Origin of the sequence: Psychrobacillus sp. FSL H8-0487 (assembly GCF_038008385.1) — a bacterium.
In the GTDB taxonomy this organism is placed as follows: Bacteria; Bacillota; Bacilli; order Bacillales_A; family Planococcaceae; genus Psychrobacillus; species Psychrobacillus psychrotolerans.
On record NZ_JBBOZA010000001.1, the window covers coordinates 1,773,548 to 1,791,344 of the forward strand.

Genomic DNA, 17,797 nt, shown 5'->3' on the forward strand with positions numbered 1-17,797 from the left:
AATTTTTGCTGCTGTACTTATGTAATGGGCAGACCCTTTAGGAGCTGCCCGGCTAGAGAATTTGCTGTTTAGGACGTTTTTGCTTTTGGCGTTCTTTTTCTTGGTGCAGGTTTTTTCTTTTTCGTTTTGTCAAGAGACGCTTGTAAAGCAGACATTAAATCCGTTACATTGGATGGTAATTCTGTTTGTTTTTCAGTTGTCGATACTACATTATTTCCTGCCTTTTTCTCTTCTATTAGCTCCATTAAAGCAGTTCGATATTCGTCTGTGTATTTGTCAGGTTCAAACGTTGTTGTCAACTGGTCAACAAGCATTAGTGCTGTATCGAGTTCTTTTTTTACAACAGACTGTTCCGTTGGAATATTGGGTACATCTGCAGTACTACGAACTTCATCGGGAAAGTGAATTGTTTCCATGATTAATGTTTCATTGTATACTCGTACGATTGCTAGTTGCTCTTTCGAACGAATCATAATTTTAGCTACTCCGATTTTCCCTGACTCATGTAATGCTTCTCTTAACAAAGAATATGCTTTGCTGCCACCGCTATCAGGAGCCATAAAATAACTTCGCTCAAAATATATTGGGTCTATTTCTTCTAATTTGACAAAGTCTATTATTTCTACTGCTTTGTCTTCATTTTCTTTTTTCAGTTTTTCTAACTCTTCTTCATCTAAAATAACAAATTTGTTTTTGGAGTATTCGTATGCTTTCACAATGTCTTCATTTTTGACTTCTTGTTTACAGCCTTCGCAAACTTTAGCGTAACTAATGGGTGTATGACATTCTTTGTGGAGCTGACGTAATTTAATATCCTTATTTTCAGTAGCTGTATGAAGCTTTATCGGAATATTAACTAGACCAAAGCTGATGCTGCCCTTCCAAACTGTATGCATTGCGCTCACCACTTTTTCATTTTCTTCTTACTATGCATTCTTTGACTTCTTTTTATGTATTAAATAATGATATTTTTACGTAACAAAGATTTGAAAGGGCGATAAAGAAGCTAACAACCTATTTCTTCTAGGTCGTTAGCTTCTTTTACTATTTGAACATTTTCTGTGCTCTGAAGGCTTTCTTTAAGTAGCACAATGAACCTTTGTTTGATAAGCCGTTTGTCTTGTTTACCAAACGAATAATCCAACAAGCATTGCACTTAACAGCGATACAGCCATTCCGCTTACTAAAAGTTTCCAAACATTTTTGCCGATGATTTTTGAACGCTCTTCACCTAAAGTAGAGCTGTATGTACCATAAATCATGCCGACTGTACTAAAATTGGCGAATGAAGTTAAGAAAGTTACAGCAACCGCGACCGTATGTGGATTTAAGTCTTGGATGTTGTTTTTTAGATCCATCATCGCCACAAATTCATTTGTCGATAGTTTAATACCCATTAACGATGCAACATACATCGCATCTTGGATGCCTAATCCAAGCAAAACCGCAAATGGGAAGAAGATGACACCGAAAATCTTTTCGATTGTCAAACCATCAATAAAGAAGCCCAGGATTCCATTAAGAGCAGTGGTTAATGCCACATACCCTATTACCATCGCTAAAATTACAATAACCATTTTCATCCCGATAAGCATACTGTTTGAAATAGTAGAAAAGAAATCTTGACGTTCTTCTTTAGGAGGAACATAAACAATATCGTCTTCTTTGCTAACCTCTACAGGATTTAAAATACTTGCTAATAACAGGGCATTTAGACAATTAAGTGGAATAGCTGCAAATACATACTCGGCAGGAACCATCGATAAATACGCCCCTATTATGGAACCACTGACACTACTCATACTCATAATTCCAAATGTCAATAATCGTTGGTCCTTTAAAACGACCAACTGTTGACGGATAACTGCTAGAGCCTCTGTATTGCCGAGGAACATCATCTGGATCGAGAAAAAGCTCTCTAGCTTAGGTAGCCCAGATATTTTAGAAATAACCCATCCTACTTTATCGATGATCCACGTCATAATTCCAAAATAAGACAAAATATCGAAGAAAGTTACAATGAAAACTATAGGCAGTAAAGCACTAAAGAAAAAATCAACAGTGTCGTTCGCCATTACAGATGGAAAGGCGAATGAAATTCCTGCATTTGCGGATGATACTAACCATGTAAAGAAAGATGCAATTTTGTTAATTGTCCATGTCCCAATCGTGGTAGATAACATAAACCATGTAATGAGCAATTCAGCGACGAGCAGGGTAAGAATAGAACGCCATTTAATTTTCTTTTTATCCGGCGAACAAAGGTAGACGATGCCAAGGACAACAAATATACCTAGTATATTTAATAGAAAAAACATTTAATCAACTCCAACTTTATTTTTCCCAAAACAAAAACTCTTATTCATTCATCCCTTCAGTCACCAGACAGAAAGTATGAAAAAATAAGAGTCATAAACAAATACGCAGTAATACTAAACATTATAGAAGCAAATGATTAATTGAATTACCTTACTATTTATCTCTCTTTTTCATGCTTCCTTGTAGTCCGGCATTTATTGTGGCTGCCAGGTAGAGACTATCAGGCCAATTTAACTGATATTATACAAGGGTAAAAATTTATAGATTATATTTTAGGAGAAGGTTCATTATATACTAGCGTTTGATCCGAAACAATGAAATGAATAATGTTGTAATGTTAAAAATTATTGTAAAAGTGAGTAAAGTAAATAATGAGAAGATAGCAATAATTTCCGCCTCATATGTATTAAAAAAGGAATTATTATGAAGACTAAAGAAAAACCTCTAGGAAGTAGGAAATAATTTGTTGCCTATGCTTTTAACCGCTTCAACAGAAGTGCCCATAGGAAATGAGTGGCTATACGAAACTAAATATGATGGATTTCGATGTATTCTAGAATGGGATAAAGAGCCATTACTTAAAAGCAGGAATGGAAAATTACTAAATAATATGTTTCCTGAGATTATTAGCTTCTGTCATGAAATTTATGACAAAATCAAACCTTTTTTACCACTGACAATGGATGGGGAATTAGTACATTTAGTAAATAATTTCCAAAGTGATTTTTCAAAAGTTCAGTTACGAGGAAGAATGAAAAATATAGATACTATTAAAAATAATGCAGAAATATTTACGTGTCATTATGTTGTATTTGACCTGCTCATATATAAAGGTAAAGACCTAACCAAACTTCCATTAACGAAGCGAAAGCAGCAAATGAGTCGATTATTTAACAAAGTAAAGCTTCCTGTTTCTATAAATTATCAGGATACAAATAGGTTGCAGGCAATAAATGTTTACGAAGACAGTCCATTATTGTGGGATCGGATTGTCACGAATAATGGGGAAGGCTTGATAGCCAAACAAACTAAAAGTACATGGAATAGCGCTGAGCGGACCAATAAGTGGCTAAAAATAAAAAACTGGAGATATATTAGTATTATTTTAACGAAATATGATAAAAGTAATGGCTTTTTTCACGGCGTAGTTTACCAAAATGGCCTTTTAGTAGAAGTGGTTACGTTTCGTCACGGTCTATCCGAAGTCGAGTTAGCTACACTAATCACATTATTTCAAACGAAAGGAACACAACTTTCCAATAATATTTGGGAGTTAGAACCTTCTATTTGCGTAGAAATTGCATGTATAGATTTTGATGGGAAAAAGTTAAGGGAACCAAGATTTCATTTGTTTAAATTGAATACAGACATACAGGATTGTAGTTGGGAACAAATGCAAAAACAATTATACCCTTTACCACCAACAACAAAGATTACTCATCCAGATAAACCTATTTGGCCAAAATCTGGGATACAAAAAGATGATTACCTTATGTATTTACAACGTATAGCACCCTATATGTTGCCTTTTTTAAAAGATAGGCTACTAACAGTTATTCGTTTTCCACATGGTGTTCCTGGGGAAAGTTTCTATCAGAAAAATAGTCCAGATTATGTTCCTGATTTTGTTGCGACAAAGAAAATGGACGATATTAACTATATTATGTGCAATGATTTAGAGACATTGCTCTGGTTAGGCAACCAGCTTGCTTTAGAATTTCATATTCCCTTTCAGACGGTACATACAAATAATCCTACTGAGATTGTATTTGACTTGGATCCACCCTCTGTTAAAGAGTTTTCGTTAGCAGTGGAGGCCGCACAACAAATGAAAGTAATATTTGATCAATTTCGCCTTCATTCGTTTGTGAAGACATCAGGTGGAAAAGGCATTCAGCTTTATATTCCTTTAGACGAGGATAGCTTTACGTATGAGGAAACGGGTATATTCACCAAATTTATATGCGACTTCTTAGTGGAACAGCAACCAAAATGGTTCACTACGGAAAGGTTGAAAAAGAATCGTGGCAATAAATTATATTTAGATTATGTTCAACATAAGGAAGGCAAAACAATAGTCGCTCCATTCTCCCCTAGAGGGAATGAGTTAGGGCTTATTGCAACTCCCCTTAAATGGGAGGAGGTAAAAGAGTCCTTAAAGCCTGATACCTTTACGATTCCGTCCGTATTAGATCGCATAACTAAGCAAGGAGATCCTTTTAAATACTTTAGAGTAAACAGCGAAAAAGACAACTTTGCGATGGTGTTACAACAATTAAAAGATCTTATAAAAAAATGATGATTAATTGTGTTATTAAAACGTATGTTCGCATATAGTGTTAAAAAGGGGGCACGAATATGCGTAATGATTTGGTGAAATACTTACATCGTGGATGGGTTTGTGAGTTAATATATTTGTCCAAAGCAGGTGAAATAAGTAAGCGTAAAGTAAAGCTACTTGGAGTTGAAGCCGATATATTCTACGCATATTGTTTTAAGCAGAAAGCGAAAAGAACATTTCGAATCGACCATTTATTAGCACTTTCTCCTTTACTATAGCAGGAAAGAGGAGCTGTATAATTTTTCTCCTCTTTTAGTAGAATCATTAATTGAAAAAAGTTGGGTTGAAACGTATACTAGTTATAAAGGAAGTGGTTAGATGATACATACAAATTGGGCTACAAAGCCAACTATTAAAACAGTCACATGCACGCAAACAGATGCTAAAAAATTCCTTGTGAGCAATGTACTTACCGTTGGGAAAACTTATGAAGTTAAAAATGAAACAGAAGAATTTATCTTTGTAATTGATAACACTGGAAAAATTGGCGGCTACTACAAAGAATATTTCCAATAAAAAAACCGATGTGAACTCATCGGTTTTTTTTCATAAGGAGACAAGAAAATGAAAAATTTAGTAATGGAAGAAAAACTGAAGAGATTAACCAGAGTGCATTCAGCACAAGATACAGCTCTTATTGGAGCAGGAGGTTATCTATCTCCAGAAGAACATTTGTTAGAAGATGTGCTTATTGCGGTATCCTTAAAAAAACCGGTATTACTGAAAGGGCCTACAGGAGCAGGTAAAACTAAGTTGGCTGAAACAATTTCTGAGTTTTTTTCACAGCCAATTCAAAGTATAAATTGTTCGGTAGATCTAGATGCAGAGGCATTATTAGGTTTTAAAACAATTATAACAAAGGGTGGATTAAGCGAAATTGATTTTGTAGATGGTCCTGTGGTGGAAGCGATGAAGAAAGGGCATATTCTATACATAGATGAGATTAATATGGCCAAATCAGAGACACTTCCTATTTTGCATAGTGTTTTGGATTATAGAAGAATGCTCACAAACCCGTTTACAGGAGAGGTGATAAGAGCACACCCTGATTTCTCGGTTATTTCTGCGATAAATGAAGGGTATATAGGTACAACCCCTATGAATGAAGCATTAAAAAATCGTTTCGTTACCTTTTCAATTCCATATATTTCAGGTGAGCATCTGGAAAAGCTATGGCAGGAGATGTTCCCCACAGCACCGAAAGACTTACATATACTTATGTTGAATTTGGCAAAAGATTTAATGGAACAAGTAGAACAAGGAATGCTCTCAGAAGAAGCAGCCTCCATTAGAAGTTTACTGTATGCTACTGAACTGGCATTATATATGGAACCAATCAGAGCGATTACCTATGCTATTGCTGAAAAGCTTGAAGATGACCAAGAAAAACAGCTTGTGTTAGCATTGGCATCTACTTGGATTAAGTGAGGGAGATAAATGGCTTCAGTTGACCGTTTTATACAGTTCAATAATGAAACGATAGATGCTAGGCAACTCATGCATTACGAAAATGTTGCTAAAGCTTTAACCAAAAATACATTATTAGCGATTAATGAGCGTAAACTGATCGAATTTCAACCAGCGGATCAAATAATTTCCTTAAGTGTGTTTTGGAGACATCGTGAGAAACATGTGATGCATGCAGGTAGAATTTCTGACATTTTCTTGATGGCAGAAGGGTTTTGGAAGTCCTTTGACGTGTTGAAATGGCAGCAGTTTCAGGAGGAAAAACCGACTAGTTTAACTAAATTCATGGATCAGTTACTATTTTGTTTGGAAGAATTTCGTATGGTTGAAATGATTCAGAAAAAAAGAATAGGTACGCAAAAAGTATTTACAATTCGTATTCATACTTATTTAGAATTTCACAAACAGCAACTTCGAGTAAATGTTCAAAAAGGTTTTTTAGCGGATGCTTTTATAAGTTATTTATATATTTGTCTGTATGAAGGTACGATGTATGTAACAGGTCCAGATATATTTTCTGTGACAAATAGTATCATTCAAAAAGTATATGAATCTAAAAATACTCAACAATCTATTGATTTGGCCTATCAGCTATATTTTCTTTTAAACGAATATATAAATGAGGATAGCCTGCTACAATATTACGCAATTATATCGTACACACGGGTAGCATCCAAAGACTTTCACTATCATCAAGGGGCTAAAGATTCAGAACGTGGTGAGGAAGTTGAAAAAGATACGATTGAAGAGATATTTAGAACCTGGCACCGAGAAAATGAACAAGAAAATGGTGTGCATCTTCAATATGAACTAGAGCACGGCAGAGATGGGAAAGCACAACAAGCAATAGAAGCGGAGGAAGGACAGGAAGGGCACGAAATTACGATGACCGGTAAAGGTCAATCAAGTGGGAATAGCAAGGAAGGTCAGGTGGCTCAGTCCACTAATGACCAATCCAGTGACTTAAAAAAAGCTGGTAAGTCCTTCGGAAAAGAACATACAAATGTGATGTATCAGGAAAAGCGTATTGCGATTACAAGTATTTCTGAAAACCAACATCTCCTATACAAATATCGACAAGACCATGCACCTTATCTAAAAGCATTTGTACAGGAAATGAAAAAACGATTAGAACAAAAGCGAGTAGATAAGCGTACGAACTTAACAAAGGGTAGGTTATCTACAAAGCTAACGGCTCTTTGGACAGATGAAAGACCAAAACCCTTTTATAAAAAAAATGCGCCAAGTATTCAATTAGATGCTGTTTTTGGTTTGTTAGTCGATGGATCAGCTTCCATGCAGGATAAAATGGAGGAAACAAAAAAAGCTGTTTTACTATTTCATGATGTATTAAGAGAACTAAAAATTACCCATGAAATTGTCCTCCATTATGAAGATGCTTATGAAGCGACGGAAACCTCTCAACCAAATGCATTTGAATGGATTCACAAGTTAGAAGATGGGCAAAAAGATAATGGTTTGGATATTCTTTCCATGGAAGCACATGAAGACAATAGAGACGGATTTGCCATCAGATGGATGGGTAAACGATTAGAAAATAGAGCAGAGGCTCATAAGTTTCTACTTGTATTTTCAGATGGAGAGCCTTCTGCATTTGGTTATGCCCAAAATGGTATTATGGATACAGCAGAAGCAGTGTTAGAGCAGGAGCAACTTGGTATCAACGTTTTACATTTGTTTTTGAATGATCGGGAAGCAACAGAAGAACAATTAAACTTGTTTCGTTTAATCTTTGATAAAAAGTCTGCCACTGCGTCTTCATTAGAAAAATTTTCAGAGGAAACACTTCGATTACTTCGGAAGATGCTACATCTGGTTGTGCAAAGTTCTTAAAAGAATCCTTATAATATGTTTATGAACCTTTAAATAGGGAATAAATATACTCGAGGATTTTTTTCGGCAACTTGTTCCTATTTAAAACAAACCTCCGAGCAAAATATAATTTTGAAAGGAGAACTATTACACATGAATTGGTATGAAAAGCTTAATCAATATTTTCCAGTGGATGAAATGAAATCTCGCGTTCATATGGAAACACTTTTGACGGATAAAGAAGATATCTATATAAAAGACGAGGGACCAAAGCATGTATTGATGTACGTGGAGTTTGAAAACTTCATTTTTGTAGACTATCTATTTGTTTCTAAAGAAGCTCGTGGAGAAGGCCTAGGTAGGAAATTATTGAGTCAATTAAAAGAAAAGAATAAGGTCATACTATTAGAGGTAGAACCTGTTAACTATGATGACTCTGATTCTGAGAAGCGTCTAAAATTTTATGCGCGTGAAGAATTCAAACATGCTACTCGCATAGGATACTCACGGCGTTCTCTAGCAACTGGAGAAAATACCATTTTGGAAATTTTATACTGGTCCCCAACAGACCAAGATGAGTATGCCATTTATGAAGCTATGAAATGGACATATGAAAATATCCACACGTATAAAGATGAACATTTTTATGGTGATTCTTATGATGCTTCTCATGAGGTATTAGTATTTAATGATGAGGATAAGAAAAATATGCTGAAGCCCTACTAAAGGGTCTTGCGATTTAAAAAAGAATTCATTTTAAATCAAATGTGATTTAAAATGAATTCTTTTTGTTGTGGTAATCTATTCTTTACTGCTCCATATAATATTATTAGGAAGAACGGTTTTTAGATTGGTCAGCAATTAGTAGTAGACGTTGTTTTAGTTCTTCTTCCATACGACCAATTTCTATTTCTGCTGCTTTTCGTTTTACACGACCATCAGCTTGAATACGCATCGTTTCTTCGATTGTTTGCAGTAAATTTTCTTGTGTTTTCTTCAATGTATCAATTTCTACAATACCTCGTTCATTTTCTTTTGCCGTTTCAATACTATTCACTTTTAACATCTCCGAATTTTTCAATAATAAATCATTCGTCGTTTGCGTTACTTGCTTTTGTGCAGCTACTGCTTTTTGCTGACGATTTAAAGTTAAAGCAATAGCAATTTGGTTTTTCCAAAGCGGGATGGATGTCATAATAGATGATTGAATTTTTTCGGCAAGCGTTTGGTTGGTTTGTTGAATCATACGGATTTGTGGTGCACTCTGTATCGTAATTTGACGAGATAACTGTAGATCATACACTCTTTTTTCTAAACGATCTACGAATTGTGCCATATCATTGACTTCTTGATAAGCCATTTGATCATTGGATAATTCTGCTTTTCGTCGTAACTCCGGAATAGTTACATTTACTATGTCATCCTTTTTTAACTCTGCAGCAGCAATATATACATTTAATGCTCGGAAATACGTTTTGTTTTGATCGTAAAGTTTGTTGAGCATTTGAACATCTTCCACAAGTCCTCTTTTAGAATGTTCTAGCTGAATGCCAATACGATCTACTTGTGTACTAAGCTTCTGATATTTTGTCATTACCTCCTGGACGGAGCGATTGACACGACTAAATAATTTTTTAATACCTGATTTTTTCTCGGTAGACAGTTCTTCGGGATTAATCTCGGATAATTTGCGCATCAAATCACTTAATATATCTCCAACAGGTCCGATATCTTTTTTTTGCACATGATCTAACATCTGATGAGAAAAACGGGTAAGCTCAGATTGTGCGTTTGCGCCGTAGGTTAGAATCGCTTCGTAGTCACCAGCTGGTATTTGGTCAGCTAATTGTCGAGCTTTTTGTTGCTCAGCTTCCGAAAGTCGATCGATCAGTTTAGTCGGGGCTGCTTCTGTTTCTGTAATGGCTTGTGGCTTAGTAGTATCTAGGTTAAAAGGGCTGGATAATAGTTCGTCCATTAATATATCTTCACTTGTATTTGATATCTTTTCGCTCATTTTCGGATTCTCCTTTTAAATATAAAGGTTTTTCTGTTTGTTTAACGGATAATTTAGCGAAATCTAACTCCATTTTAAGTAGCTCTACATCAGAAGCTAAGACACTTTGTAAATCTTCTTCCATAACTGTGTTGATAGATTCTAATGTCTCTCGTGTATCTTGCAAAGCTAATTTCATATCTTTATTCTTCACCGGTTGGGAAACTAATAAAGTATACTTTGATGTTAGTTCTACTGCTGAATCTAAATGTGCATAAAAGAACTTTTCAGCTTGGTAGAACTTTTTAGGGTTAGATCTTACAAGTGAAATAATCCTTTTTGCTAATCGATTCATTTCGAATAATTGTTTAAATGAACTGATTGAACGAACTTTCAGATACAGACTATTTAAAGCTTTTATCTTTTTATTTGCTTCTTTTAATTGTTGTTGGATATGGAAATACTCAGAGAGAGTCATTTGATGTTTTTTCATAATTCTTCTCTGTTGAATTTTCTTTATCGAATAGTTAGAAACAATATATACTCCTATAGCAAAAATGGAGCTCCATAAAAATCCACTCTCGAATGGAAAAAAGAAAACAAACCACGAAGTAATCATGATAGGGAAATTTAAGCAATGTCGTATGAAGGTTTGCAGTAGTTCACTCATGATGTTACCTCCTTTTTCCGGTATTAACGGGCAGTATCTCCCTCTTAATGACTTGGGCTATATAACTGGGCATAAGGGGGAGAAAACTGCCTGGAAAAACCCGAATGGTTCAATTTACACTTTTTGTAGGTGAACCGATCCTACGATAGAAGTTTCACTTTTTCTATACTACTATATACGATTCAATCAGCAGAAAGTTTCATTTCCTACAAATATTAAACAATATCTGACTCCATCGAAGTATAACCTTTTAGTTCATCAAATAATTCCATTCGATAAGCATTTGTCTGGGATAAAGGAGATACTCCTTTTTGAATATACTCCAAAAACTCCTCCAACTGTTGAATATTGCCTTCAATATGAATATGAATGAGTTTGTCTTCTGTTTGTTTGCAACTACCTTTCAATCCAAGTGATTGAGCTTTTTGTTTCACTAAAAATCTAAAGCCTACTCCATCCACATCACCATGCATTTGAATATAAGCCCGCTTTTTCATAGCATAGTCTCCTAACTTGTTTATAATAGTGTTATCTATAATTTAACTGAAAAAGTAGGAATATTCAATTTATAAAATTACTAGGCATTTAAGTAGACATTTTATATAGGAGCAGTAAAATATGAGTTAATAAAAAATGTTAGAGGCGATGTCTATGTTCGAAGTAATTTATATGAAGGCAGACTATGAACCGTGGTGGCTTTTTGAAGGTTGGGAGCAGCATATTGTAGAAAAGCATACTTTTGAAACACAAGCAGATGCCCAATCCTATTTAAATGAGAAACTAGTGGAATTACGTGGGAAATTTCCAAAAGAAAAAGTGAAGGATGAGAAATACTGGGCTTTTTGGTCAGAAAAAGAAGTGTGTTTTTGTGAATCATGTGATGATGATTTACAAATATATCATGGTTTAATATGGAATGAAATTACCTAAACTATTTAGAATTATGAAAATACTCATTGACTAAATCGGTGCCAATGCTATAATTAATTTACAATTTAAAGTGAAAATCCGTACTAATGATTCACATATCCTATGAAGTGATCGATGTGAAATCGGTACTTCATGGAATATGTGAATTTTTTCACGTATTGATTAATTTTTTGGAGGTAATAGTATGAAACAAGGTACAGTAAAATGGTTTAACGCAGAAAAAGGATTTGGTTTTATCGAAGTAGAGGGTGAAAATGATGTATTCGTTCACTTCTCAGCAATCCAAGGTGATGGTTTCAAATCACTTGAAGAAGGTCAAAAAGTTGAATTTGAAGTAGTCGAAGGGAACCGCGGACCTCAAGCAGCTAACGTTACAAAACTATAGTCCCTTAAGAAGCACACCTCTAGGATGTGCTTCTTTTTATAGTCCTTCTAATTTAATTTAAAAGTGTGTTTAATTAGATTACATTTGGGTATAAAAAATAGAGTTTACTATTTTAGGGGGAACGACTTTGGACAGATTAACACTGGATCTTAACTTAAAACATTATTTAGAAGAAAACAAAGATGATTTTGAACAATATTTATTAAACCAGGCTGTTAATGTTAAAGATAAGATAAATGATATATTAAGAGTTGGAGATATAGATCTAATCAATAACGCTCATACTCTGACACATTATATTATTGATGAAAATACGAAAGATTTGAGTGCTTTTGCAAAGCAGGAAGGCATTGCATGGGCAACGTTTTCTTTGACGCTATCTTTTAAATTAGAATGGATCCAGGCGATTAGAAGAACTTTGTGGATCTTTATTCAAAAGTACAATAATGACATACAACCGATTTCTATTGATTCGTTCTTTGAGTTAGAAAAGCAAATTAATAATCAAATAGATTATTTTTTAAATGAGTTTTTTATCAACTATTCGACTTATAAGGATGCTTTAATTTCTTCCCAACGTAAAGTGGTTGAAGCCCTTTCAGTTCCTATAATTCCAATTACACCCTCTATTTGTATTTTGCCGTTAATTGGCTCAGTAGATACTTTTAGAACAAGTATTTTAGAAGAAAAAGTACTAACAGAGATTGGCCGTTTACATATACAAACGTTAATAATGGATCTCTCAGGTATATCTGAAATGGAAACAGAAGTAATAGACCATTTACTGAAAATTATCTATGGTACTTCGATGATGGGCTGTGGCACCGTTATTACCGGTTTAAGACCGGATGTTGTGAGACAAATGATTCAATTAGGCGTTAAATTTGATGATGATACTAAAACCTTTGCAACGTTACAACAAGCGTTAAACGAGTATTTAGTCAAGTAAAGGAGAGGGGGATTCGGGGGTTAGATCCGAAGCCTCTTTTATTTTTAATGGAGAAAAACAATTGAAATAAATACTACTAGAAGAGTATTTATTGTTTTTCTGGCTTCTGATTCTTTAGAAATAGAACATAGAAAAGCCTATAATGTTTCAAATAGTCTTATTTTTGGTATAGTGAAGAGAGAGAGGGGCTATGACTATGAATGTAGAACTTAAAAAAGAATTACCAACTTACGAGGAGCAACAAGACTTCTATATAAAACTACGATCTAAAATTACTGATTATGTAGAAAGTAAATCGGGTAAAGCAGGAAAGTTTACTCCATATCTTCTATTTGCTCCTGATTTATTTCACTTATTAGTAAAATCGATGTTTGATGACCGCATAGATGCGAAGAGTAAAACACTCGTTGGTAGTGGTATATTGTATTTCATCACGCCAGTAGACATATTACCTGAAGGTTTAATAGGACCAGGTGGTTTTATCGATGACATTATTGTAGCTACTTTTGTAGTAAATATGTTATTGAACAAATTTTCCCCTGAAATGATTGAAGAACATTGGGCTGGAGATGACAAACTATTAAACGTATTGAAGAAGGTTTCGGAAACAAGTGATTCCTTACTTGGAAAATTGCCGACAAGATCTCTGCTTGGTCGTTTTATTAAAACTTCTAAAAAGGGCACTGCAGTTAAAAGTTAATCCACACAGGAAAGTTCCAAATCCCTAATAAAAAAGCATTGCTATATAATATAGCAATGCTTTTTTGATGTGTTAATGTTCTGAACTAGTCAACCCTATATCATGTATTGTAGGGGGGGATAAGAGAAGACATATCAAGTTAAGAAAAGTATGGTCCCCATAATCTGTACGATTTTCTTTTTATAATAATAAAAAAGAGTACAGGAACATGACATATTGTCATCATCCTGTACTCTATTATTAGGTATTATAAGTTTTGTGTATCTTTCCACTCTAAGAACTCATCATATGACAATTGTTTATCTAAGATAGACCCGTCTTCACGGATTTCAATTACGCGATTAGCAATTGTTTGAATGAACTGGTGATCATGCGATGTGAAGATCATTGCGCCTTTGAATAATGTAAGACCATTATTCAATGCTTGAATAGACTCAAGATCCAAGTGATTCGTTGGTTCATCTAGTAACAATACATTCGATTCGGAAAGCATCATTTTAGAAAGCATACAACGTACTTTTTCTCCACCTGAAAGAACAGAAGGTTTTTTCTTCACTTCTTCTCCTGAGAAAAGCATACGGCCTAGGAATCCACGTAGGAATGTTTCACTTTCATCATCAGGTGAATATTGGCGTAACCAATCTACTAATGATGGCTCATTGCCTTCAAAGTATTTAGCGTTATCAAGCGGGAAGTAGGCACGCGTTGTAGTAACACCCCAACGTACGGAACCTTCTTTTGGTTCTTCTTCCTCCGCAAGTATACGTAACAATGCAGATTTCGCTAATTCATCTCCAAGAAGAATAATCTTGTCTTCTTTGTTCAACGTAAAGCTGAAGTTAGAGAAGAGGTTTTTGTCTTCAGTAGAATGACCTAAATTTTGAACTTGTAATACATCATTCCCGATTTCACGTTTCATCGAGAAGTTTACATATGGATATTTACGCGATGATGGTCTGATATCATCTAGTTCTATTTTGTCTAGCATTTTCTTACGAGAAGTTGCTTGTTTCGATTTAGAGGCATTGGCACTAAATCGAGCAATAAATGCTTGTAGTTCTTTAATTTTTTCTTCTTTTTTACTATTTTGATCTGAAGCTAATTTGCCAGCAAGTTGACTTGACTCATACCAGAAATCATAGTTTCCTACATAAACTTGAATTTTACTGAAATCTAAATCCGCAATATGCGTACATACTTTGTTTAAGAAATGACGGTCATGGGATACAACGATAACAGTATTATCGAAGTTAATAAGGAAATCTTCCAACCACTGAATAGCTTTAATATCTAAATGGTTAGTAGGCTCATCCAGTAATAGTACATCGGGTTTACCAAAAAGAGCTTGAGATAAAAGAACTTTTACTTTTTCAGATCCAGTTAAGTCAGCCATTTTCTTTTGGTGCATTTCATCTGGAATACCAAGACCTTGTAAAAGTATTGCTGCTTCAGATTCAGCTTCCCAACCATTTAAGTCAGCAAATTCACCTTCTAGTTCGGCTGCACGCATACCATCTTCATCTGAAAAGTCTTCTTTCATGTAGATAGCATTTTTCTCATTCATTACTTCATATAAACGTTTGTGTCCCATCATAACAGTTTCTAAAACATTGTATTCTTCGTATTCGAAGTGATTTTGTTTTAAAATTGCTAAACGTTCATCTGGGTTCATAATGACATTGCCTTCTTGGGCCTCAATTTCACCAGACAAAATTTTGATAAATGTTGACTTACCTGCTCCATTTGCACCAATCAATCCATAACAGTTTCCTGGTGTAAACTTTATATTTACGTCTTCGAATAACTTACGGTCACCAAAACGAAGACTTATGTTACTTACTGCAATCATGCTAGTACCTCCTAAAATTCACAATGAACTTATTATAGCATGAAATAGGAACGAATTCTACAAATCCTTGATTTTATAGGGTTTCAACGTATTTCAGTTAATGCCAACCCCAAAATCAGCCCCATATGCGTTTAAGCTCTGACTGAACAAGCAAACAGATTCTAGTTCTATCTTTCAGGAGTTACTTTTAACTTTGGGTAGGGGGGAACTAGAAAGGATAAATGGTCAACCTTATATCCTTAGAATTAAAGCACCAGGGGGATGGGACAGGCAAGGTATTGGACGTAGACTATACTTTTTTCCAGGACACTTCGTTAACAGAGCCGGATTCTGAAGTTTTAGTGACTAAAATAATTCAAGAATCTTTAAGGTCATTAATTTTAGTTCCAGATCAGTATTCTGCTTTTAAAAAAACTTGATTTTATTACACACAAAAGAAAAACTGTATGACCAAAATTGGCCATACAGTTTTTTAACCTTGTAATGATTTTTTTCGAAGTGGGGCTAAAAATAATGTGACGATCAAAATACAAGTTGCGATGACTACAGCACTAGTGAATAAGCCACCGTAACCGTTTTGTGCCGCTAATGTGGTCAATTGTTGCACACTAGTAGATAACACTTCTTTTAAGGTTGGATCTTGAACTTGATTTAGTAGTTGTGTCATGTCTGTATTAGCAGAAGCACCAGATGACATTTGCGCTGTTAGTTGTTGCAACTCAGCCGCACCTTCTTGACTTAAATTTGTTTTTGCAAGATTATCTTGTAAAATTTCAGGGAAGTCCGTTTTGAATAATGCCGGCATTTCATTGTAGCCACGTGCAATAAAGCCTGCGTAAATTGTGGGTGCCAGCGTCATTCCAAGCGTTCTTGTTAATGATAATGTTGCAAGAGCAGTACCTTTATTTGCTTGTAATTTTTCAGTTGCTAACATATTTAATGGCGCACCCAAAATAATCCCCATACCAAAGCCAGCGATGATTGAAGAGATGATAAATTGCCATTTTACTTCAATCCATAATGGGAATAATAAAAATCCTATTGCTGATATAACACTCGATAAGATGACCGCAAAAATGGGTCCGCGTTTATCTGTAAATACGCCACCTAAACCAGCACCCAAACCAGCTGCAAGAGCTAGTGGTGTCATCCAATAGCCGGCATTTTCAGATGCAATCCCAAGTACTTGCTCTGAAAATGCAGGGATGAAAATCATTCCGGCTAGTAATGCACCTGAAAATGCACCAATCACTAAAGTTAGTAAGTATGGCGGTTGACGTAGCAAGTGGAATGGTAGAATCGGGTCTCCACCACGCTTTTCAAGACGATTTTCATGTACTAGTAAGCCAATTAAAAGAACAATACCAGCAATGATATAGCCATAAACATTTGGTTGCAATAAGCTTTTTAAAAGGTGAACACCTTCTAAATTTGTCAGTCCATACATAATGCCTAAAATCGCTAAAGATAATAAAATAGTTCCAAATAAATCGAGTTTTCCAGGCTGTACATCTTTCGTTTCATCTAGTTTAATAAAGCCTAAAATAACAAGCACAATGGCAATAGGTACATTCACTAAAAATAGTACATGCCAGCTACCTGTAACGTCTAATAAAATACTGCCGATATTGGGTCCAAGTACGGCCGCAATACCGTTCATCCCACCAAGCATCCCAAGTGCCTTACCTTGTTTTTCGACAGGTAATGTACTTAATATGTGTGAGCTACCAATAATGAAAATACCGCCGCCACCCATTGCTTGAATAAAGCGAGCGATTAAATAAAAAGAAAAGTTTGGACTCAAAGCCACGAGTAATGAGCCAATACCAAAAATGGCGATTTCTATAATAAATAATTTTTTGCGTCCATATCGATCAGAAAGTTTTCCGATAATCGGCACACTAATTGCCAAACCAAGTGTGTAAAGCGTGACACCCCATGCTCCCCAGTTTGCATCGACATCGAATGATCGATTAATCGTTGTTAAAGCAGCACTAATAATACCGTTATCAAGTGCGGCCATAAATACACCGATGGAAAAGAGGGAAATAGCCCAGGTTTGTGATGCGTTTTGCTTTTCTGTCATATAATTCCTCCTTCGATTTAATATATTTTAACAAAACACCGCTCATATCGTAATATTGAATCAAATTTAAAATTATTCCTACGTTCGTATATCCCTAACTTTTGTAAAAAGGCATAGCACTGTCTGTCAAGCAGGTTGAATCCGAATACAAGAATAGCTGTTAAACCCTGGAAAATATTGGTCATTATAACAATGTGATTTTTAAGTGTCTTGTATATAAGTTTATCTATAATTATAAGGTATAAAAGTTAACCTAGTTTATAGTAGGAGATATT

17 protein-coding genes and 1 riboswitch are annotated in these 17,797 nt (G+C 35.0%); of the genes, 10 read left to right on the forward strand and 7 right to left on the reverse strand.

Annotation, left to right across the window (positions count from 1 at the left end; all coding sequences use genetic code 11):
• Positions 1–68: 68 nt before the first annotated feature.
• On the reverse strand, positions 69–896 hold the full coding sequence (gene ku / locus MHI47_RS08820; RefSeq protein WP_340830504.1) for a non-homologous end joining protein Ku: 828 nt from the start codon (positions 894–896) through the stop codon (positions 69–71).
• 228 nt (positions 897–1,124) lie between these two features.
• Positions 1,125–2,318 carry a NupC/NupG family nucleoside CNT transporter gene (locus MHI47_RS08825; RefSeq protein WP_340762240.1) on the reverse strand — a complete coding sequence of 398 codons (1,194 nt, stop codon included), beginning with the start codon at positions 2,316–2,318 and terminating at the stop codon, positions 1,125–1,127.
• Positions 2,319–2,482: 164 nt separating this feature from the next.
• Positions 2,483–2,587, reverse strand: a riboswitch (purine riboswitch).
• A gap of 195 nt (positions 2,588–2,782) precedes the next feature.
• Here MHI47_RS08825 and MHI47_RS08830 point away from each other — a divergent pair.
• The 6 genes from MHI47_RS08830 (at position 2,783) to MHI47_RS08855 (ending at position 8,686) form a co-directional block, all read left to right on the forward strand.
• On the forward strand, positions 2,783–4,618 hold the full coding sequence (locus MHI47_RS08830) for a DNA ligase D (RefSeq protein WP_340830506.1): 1,836 nt from the start codon (positions 2,783–2,785) through the stop codon (positions 4,616–4,618).
• A gap of 59 nt (positions 4,619–4,677) precedes the next feature.
• Entirely contained in the window at positions 4,678–4,878 is a 201-nt protein-coding gene (locus tag MHI47_RS08835) for a transcriptional regulator (protein ID WP_340830507.1), read from the forward strand.
• Between the two features lie 100 nt (positions 4,879–4,978).
• On the forward strand, positions 4,979–5,176 hold the full coding sequence (locus MHI47_RS08840) for a DUF6501 family protein (protein ID WP_093534350.1): 198 nt from the start codon (positions 4,979–4,981) through the stop codon (positions 5,174–5,176).
• A 48-nt stretch (positions 5,177–5,224) separates the two neighbouring features.
• The gene (locus MHI47_RS08845) at positions 5,225–6,088 is read left to right on the forward strand and encodes an ATP-binding protein (protein ID WP_340762244.1); all 864 of its coding nucleotides are present in this window, start codon (positions 5,225–5,227) and stop codon (positions 6,086–6,088) included.
• Positions 6,089–6,097: 9 nt separating this feature from the next.
• Entirely contained in the window at positions 6,098–7,981 is a 1,884-nt protein-coding gene (locus MHI47_RS08850) for a vWA domain-containing protein (protein WP_340830508.1), read from the forward strand.
• A gap of 132 nt (positions 7,982–8,113) precedes the next feature.
• Positions 8,114–8,686 (forward strand): GNAT family N-acetyltransferase, encoded by a 573-nt coding sequence (locus MHI47_RS08855; protein ID WP_093534344.1) that lies wholly within the window; start codon positions 8,114–8,116, stop codon positions 8,684–8,686.
• A 103-nt stretch (positions 8,687–8,789) separates the two neighbouring features.
• On the opposite strand, the gene MHI47_RS08860 is transcribed toward MHI47_RS08855, so the two are convergent.
• The 3 genes from MHI47_RS08860 to MHI47_RS08870 all read right to left on the reverse strand — a co-directional run bounded on the left by MHI47_RS08860 (position 8,790) and on the right by MHI47_RS08870 (position 11,120).
• Positions 8,790–9,974 carry a toxic anion resistance protein gene (locus tag MHI47_RS08860; protein WP_340830510.1) on the reverse strand — a complete coding sequence of 395 codons (1,185 nt, stop codon included), beginning with the start codon at positions 9,972–9,974 and terminating at the stop codon, positions 8,790–8,792.
• Positions 9,946–10,623, reverse strand: a complete 678-nt coding sequence (locus MHI47_RS08865) for a 5-bromo-4-chloroindolyl phosphate hydrolysis family protein (protein ID WP_340830512.1) — start codon at positions 10,621–10,623, stop codon at positions 9,946–9,948. Before MHI47_RS08865 ends, MHI47_RS08860 begins: the two co-directional genes overlap by 29 nt.
• Before the next feature lie 215 nt (positions 10,624–10,838).
• Positions 10,839–11,120, reverse strand: coding sequence for an acylphosphatase (locus MHI47_RS08870; protein WP_093534338.1), 282 nt, complete (start codon positions 11,118–11,120; stop codon positions 10,839–10,841).
• A gap of 154 nt (positions 11,121–11,274) precedes the next feature.
• Between MHI47_RS08870 and MHI47_RS08875 the strand changes: the two genes are divergently transcribed.
• The 4 genes from MHI47_RS08875 to MHI47_RS08890 all read left to right on the forward strand — a co-directional run bounded on the left by MHI47_RS08875 (position 11,275) and on the right by MHI47_RS08890 (position 13,587).
• Positions 11,275–11,553 carry a DUF1033 family protein gene (locus tag MHI47_RS08875; protein ID WP_093534336.1) on the forward strand — a complete coding sequence of 93 codons (279 nt, stop codon included), beginning with the start codon at positions 11,275–11,277 and terminating at the stop codon, positions 11,551–11,553.
• A 184-nt stretch (positions 11,554–11,737) separates the two neighbouring features.
• Positions 11,738–11,938 (forward strand): cold-shock protein, encoded by a 201-nt coding sequence (locus tag MHI47_RS08880; protein WP_093534334.1) that lies wholly within the window; start codon positions 11,738–11,740, stop codon positions 11,936–11,938.
• Between the two features lie 127 nt (positions 11,939–12,065).
• Positions 12,066–12,887 (forward strand): STAS domain-containing protein, encoded by an 822-nt coding sequence (locus tag MHI47_RS08885; protein ID WP_340830514.1) that lies wholly within the window; start codon positions 12,066–12,068, stop codon positions 12,885–12,887.
• Positions 12,888–13,083: 196 nt separating this feature from the next.
• On the forward strand, positions 13,084–13,587 hold the full coding sequence (locus MHI47_RS08890) for a YkvA family protein (protein WP_340769122.1): 504 nt from the start codon (positions 13,084–13,086) through the stop codon (positions 13,585–13,587).
• Positions 13,588–13,834: 247 nt separating this feature from the next.
• Here the strand turns inward: MHI47_RS08890 and MHI47_RS08895 are convergent, their stop codons facing one another.
• Positions 13,835–15,436: an ABC-F family ATP-binding cassette domain-containing protein gene (locus MHI47_RS08895; RefSeq protein WP_093534328.1), complete on the reverse strand. Its 1,602-nt coding sequence runs from the start codon at positions 15,434–15,436 to the stop codon at positions 13,835–13,837.
• A gap of 472 nt (positions 15,437–15,908) precedes the next feature.
• Positions 15,909–17,522 (reverse strand): MFS transporter, encoded by a 1,614-nt coding sequence (locus MHI47_RS08900; protein ID WP_340830516.1) that lies wholly within the window; start codon positions 17,520–17,522, stop codon positions 15,909–15,911.
• Positions 17,523–17,797 lie beyond the last annotated feature (275 nt).